This window comes from Pseudomonas sp., assembly GCF_017744435.1.
GTDB lineage: Bacteria > Pseudomonadota > Gammaproteobacteria > Pseudomonadales > Pseudomonadaceae > Aquipseudomonas.
In genome coordinates, this window is record NZ_JAGIBG010000067.1 from 1 (window position 1) to 4,290 (window position 4,290).

The window sequence follows — 4,290 nt, forward strand, 5'->3', positions numbered from 1 at the left end:
CTCCCACAGGTTCTACGCCAGACCATGTGGGAGCGGGCGTGCCCGCGAAGGGGCGCGAAGCGGCCCCGGTCAGTGTTCCAGCGCCTGCTGTAATGCCACCCCCGCACCCAGCAGTCCAGAAAATTCCGCTGTCACCAGCCACACCGGCACACCCGCGAAGTAACCACTCATGCAGCCCTTGTCGGCAAAGCTGGCGGCAAATCCGCTGCGCAGGAACAGTTCGGCAAAACGCGGGATCACGCCGCCGACAATATAGACCCCACCGCGCGCACCCAGGGTCAGCACATTGTTACCGGCCACGCGCCCAAGGAAGCGGCAGAACTGCTCGATCACCGCCAGCGCCCGAGGCTCGCCGCCCAGCGCCGCATCGGTGATCTGCGCAGGCGTTGTGTGTCGGGGCGTGTCACCGTCCAGCGCGCACAGGGCCTGATACAAGCGCACCAGGCCACCGCCGCTGAGTACGGTCTCGGCGCTGACGTGGCCGATCTGGCTGTGTATCTGCTGATGGATCGCCGCCTCGCGGGCATTGCCCACCGGCAGGTCGACATGCCCACCTTCACCCGGCAGCGCCTGCCAGTGCTGCTCGGCCAGGCGCAACAGGCTGCCGACGCCCAGGCCGGTGCCCGGGCCGATCACCAGCGCGGGCCGCGCCAGGTCCGCGTTGCCTGGGCAGACTTCACGGTACTCACCGGGCTGCAGGCGGGTCATGCCCAAGGCCTGGGCAGAAAAGTCGTTGATCAGCAGCAGCCGCTCGACCTGCAAGGTCTGGCAAAACGCCTTGTGGCTGAGCCGCCAGTGGTTGTTGGTGAAGCGGAACTCATCGCCATCCACCGGCCCGGCCACCGCCAGGCACACCGCCGCGAGGCCGCCACGGGCAATGCCGTGGCTTTGCAGGTAGGCCTCGATGGCCTGTTCCGGGCTGGTGTAGTCCGCCGTGGCGAAGACCTTCACCTGGTACAGCTGGTTGTCACGCCACAACGCAAAGCGGGCATTGGTGCCACCGATGTCGCCAACCAGCAGGTCCTTCATTTGAGGTTCTCCAGGGCCGAGGTGAAGGCGCTCGCGCCCTGCTCTGCCGGGCTGAACGCCATGCGCATGAAGCCGAACAGCTCTCGGCCGCAGCCCAGGTCGTTGCCCTGGGGCGCGGGCGGCAGGTCACGGCTGGCCAGCTCTTCTGCCGACACCATCACCCGCAGCGTGCCTTCGACACCATCGACCCGCACGATATCACCATCGCGCACGCGCGCCAGCGGGCCACCGTCGAACGCTTCGGGGCAGACGTGGATGGCCGCCGGGATCTTGCCCGAGGCGCCCGACATGCGCCCGTCGGTCACCAGCGCGACCTTGTAGCCACGGTCCTGCAGCACGCCAAGGAACGGCGTCAGCTTGTGCAGCTCGGGCATGCCATTGCAGCGCGGGCCCTGGAAGCGCACCACGGCAACGAAATCGCACTCCAACTCACCGGCCTTGAAGGCATCGGCCAGCGACTGCTGGTCATGGAACACCCGTGCCGGCGCTTCGACCACCTGATGCTCAGGCGCTACTGCAGAAACCTTCATCACGCCACGGCCAAGGTTGCCTTCCATCACCCGCAGGCCGCCTTCGGCCGAGAACGGCCGTGCCACCGGGCGCAGGATGCTCTCGTCCAGGCTCTGCTGCGGCCCTTCGCGCCACACCAGCTTGTCGTTGTCGAGGAACGGCTCCTGGGTGTAGCGGCGCAGGCCGTGGCCGGCCACGGTGTTGACGTCTTCGTGCAACAGGCCGGCATCGAGCAGTTCACGGATCAGGAAGGCCATGCCGCCAGCGGCCTGGAAGTGGTTGATGTCGGCCTTGCCGTTGGGGTAGACGTGGGACAGGGTCGGTACCACCTCGGACAGGTCGGCCATGTCCTGCCAGGTCAGCTGGATGCCGGCCGCCTGGGCAATCGCCGGGATGTGCAGGGTGTGGTTGGTCGAGCCGCCGGTGGCGTGCAAGGCGACGATCGAGTTGACCAGCGCTTTCTCGTCGACGATCTCGCCCAGCGGCATGAAGCTGCCGCTGGCCTTGGTCATGCGCGTGACCTGTTGCGCCGCCTCGGCGGTCAGGGCATCGCGCAGCGGGGTGTACGGGTTGACGAACGAAGCGCCTGGCAGGTGCAGGCCCATGACTTCCATCACCAGCTGGTTGGTGTTGGCGGTGCCGTAGAAGGTGCAGGTGCCGGGGCTGTGGTAGGACTTCATTTCCGACTCCAGCAGCTCCTCGCGGCTGGCCTTGCCTTCGGCATAGCGCTGGCGCACGTCGGCCTTCTGCTTGTTGGAAATCCCGGAAACCATCGGCCCGCCCGGCACGAAGATGGTCGGCAGGTGGCCGAAGCGCAGCGCCCCCATCATCAGGCCGGGCACGATCTTGTCGCAGATGCCGAGCATCAGCGCAGCGTCGAACATGTTGTGCGACAGCGCTACCGCAGTGGACATGGCGATCACTTCGCGGCTGGCGATGGCCAGTTCCATGCCCGGCTCGCCTTGAGTCACGCCGTCGCACATGGCCGGCACGCCACCGGCGAACTGGCCGACCGAGCCGACCTCGCGCAGGGCCTGCTTGATCTGGTCAGGGAAATGCAGATACGGCTGGTGCGCCGAGAGCATGTCGTTGTAGGACGAGACGATGGCGACGTTGGCCGCGTTCATCAACCGCAGGGTCTGCTTGTCCTCGGCACCGCAACCGGCCACGCCATGGGCGAAGTTGGCGCACTGCAGGCTGGCACGCATGGGCCCGTCACTGGCCGCGCCACGAATCAGCTGCAGGTAGCGTTCGCGGGTGGCACGGCTGCGTTCGATCAGCCGCTGGGTGACCTCAAGGATGCGCGGATGCATGTACTGGACTCCAGGCTAATTGTAAGGGCGGTTTACCGGGCATTTCCCCTCCAAACGATTGCGGCCTAGGCTCAAGGTAGAGGGGCTCGCGATATCGGGGGAGGCACTGCGCCCAACCACTCGTTGTATGTTTAAACAAAATACTGCCATCAAAAAGGCTTGTTTTCTATCGCGCAGTGAATAATCTTGTAATTCCAACAACAAAACCGTTTCAGTGAAGCGCCTTTTTGCCACAGGTTTCACTCGGACCGCCAGAGGTACTGCCATGACCCTACGTATCGCCATCAATGGATTCGGCCGCATCGGGCGCAATGTCCTGCGCGCACTGTATACCCAAGGCTACCGCCAGGACCTGCAGGTCGTCGCCATCAACGACCTGGGTGACAGCGCGATGAACGCCCACCTGCTCAAATATGACAGCGTACACGGCACGTTCGATGCGGTGGTCGAGGCCGACCATGAAAGCCTGACGGTCAATGGTGACCGTATCGCGGTCAGCGCCATCCGCAACCCGGCCGAGCTGCCCTGGAAGGCCGAAGCGATCGACGTGGTGTTCGAATGCACCGGGCTGTTCACCGACCGTGCCAAGGCCGCCGCGCACCTGGCTGCGGGCGCTGGCAAGGTGATCGTCTCGGCGCCGGGCAAGGGCGTCGATGCCACCGTGGTGTACGGGGTCAACCACGATATCCTGCGGGCTTCGCACCAGGTCATCTCCAACGCCTCGTGCACCACCAACTGCCTGGCACCGATCGCCCAGGTGCTGCACCGCGAGTTCGGCATCGAGCAGGGGCTGATGACCACCATCCACGCCTACACCAACGACCAGGTGCTGACCGACGTCTACCACGGCGACCCTTACCGCGCCCGCTCGGCCACCCAGTCGATGATCCCGAGCAAGACCGGCGCCGCCGAGGCCGTGGGCCTGGTGCTGCCGGAGCTGGCCGGCAAGCTTACCGGCATGGCCGTGCGGGTGCCGGTGATCAACGTGTCGCTGGTCGACCTGACCGTCAACCTCAAGCGCGAGGCCACCGCCGAGCAGGTCAACCAACTGTTCCTCGAAGCCAGCCGGCACTCCAAGGTGCTCGGCTACAACGCCCTGCCGCTGGTGTCGTGCGACTTCAACCACAACCCGCTGTCGTCGATCTTCGATGCCAACCATACCCGCGCCAACGGGCGGATGCTCAAGGTGCTGGCCTGGTATGACAACGAGTGGGGGTTCTCCAACCGGATGCTGGACAATTGCCTGGCATTGGCCAACGCCCGTTAGTGCATCCATCAAGAAGCTTGCGCAATCCCTGTGGGAGCCGCGCTTGCCGGCGTTGGGCCGCGAAGCGGCCCCGGCAATTTTGCAACAACCTTGAAATCGTGGGGCCGCTTCGCGGCCCAACGCCGGCAAGCGCGGCTCCCACAGGGATTGCGCAAGCTTCTTGATGGATGC

General features: G+C 65.3%; 3 protein-coding genes. 1 reads left to right on the forward strand and 2 read right to left on the reverse strand.

From position 1 onward, the window contains the following. Positions 1 to 69: 69 nt before the first annotated feature. On the reverse strand, positions 70 to 1,029 hold the full coding sequence (locus tag J7573_RS25490) for a glucokinase (RefSeq protein ID WP_294341340.1): 960 nt from the start codon (positions 1,027 to 1,029) through the stop codon (positions 70 to 72). Further along, positions 1,026 to 2,852: a phosphogluconate dehydratase gene (edd, locus tag J7573_RS25495; protein ID WP_294341342.1), complete on the reverse strand. Its 1,827-nt coding sequence runs from the start codon at positions 2,850 to 2,852 to the stop codon at positions 1,026 to 1,028. The genes J7573_RS25490 and edd overlap by 4 nt, the downstream gene beginning before the upstream one ends. A gap of 265 nt (positions 2,853 to 3,117) precedes the next feature. Here edd and gap point away from each other — a divergent pair, with 265 nt between their 5' ends. Next, complete coding sequence (gap, locus tag J7573_RS25500; RefSeq protein WP_294341343.1) at positions 3,118 to 4,119, forward strand: type I glyceraldehyde-3-phosphate dehydrogenase; 1,002 nt, start codon at positions 3,118 to 3,120, stop codon at positions 4,117 to 4,119. The last annotated feature ends 171 nt before the right edge of the window (positions 4,120 to 4,290 follow it).

Excerpts from the sequence above, each read along its gene's own strand:
- J7573_RS25490 (WP_294341340.1), bottom strand. The coding sequence starts at position 1,029 with ATGAAGGACCTGCTGGTTGGCGACATCGGTGGCACCAATGCCCGCTTT.
- edd (WP_294341342.1), bottom strand. The coding sequence starts at position 2,852 with ATGCATCCGCGCATCCTTGAGGTCACCCAGCGGCTGATCGAACGCAGC.
- gap (WP_294341343.1), top strand. The coding sequence starts at position 3,118 with ATGACCCTACGTATCGCCATCAATGGATTCGGCCGCATCGGGCGCAAT.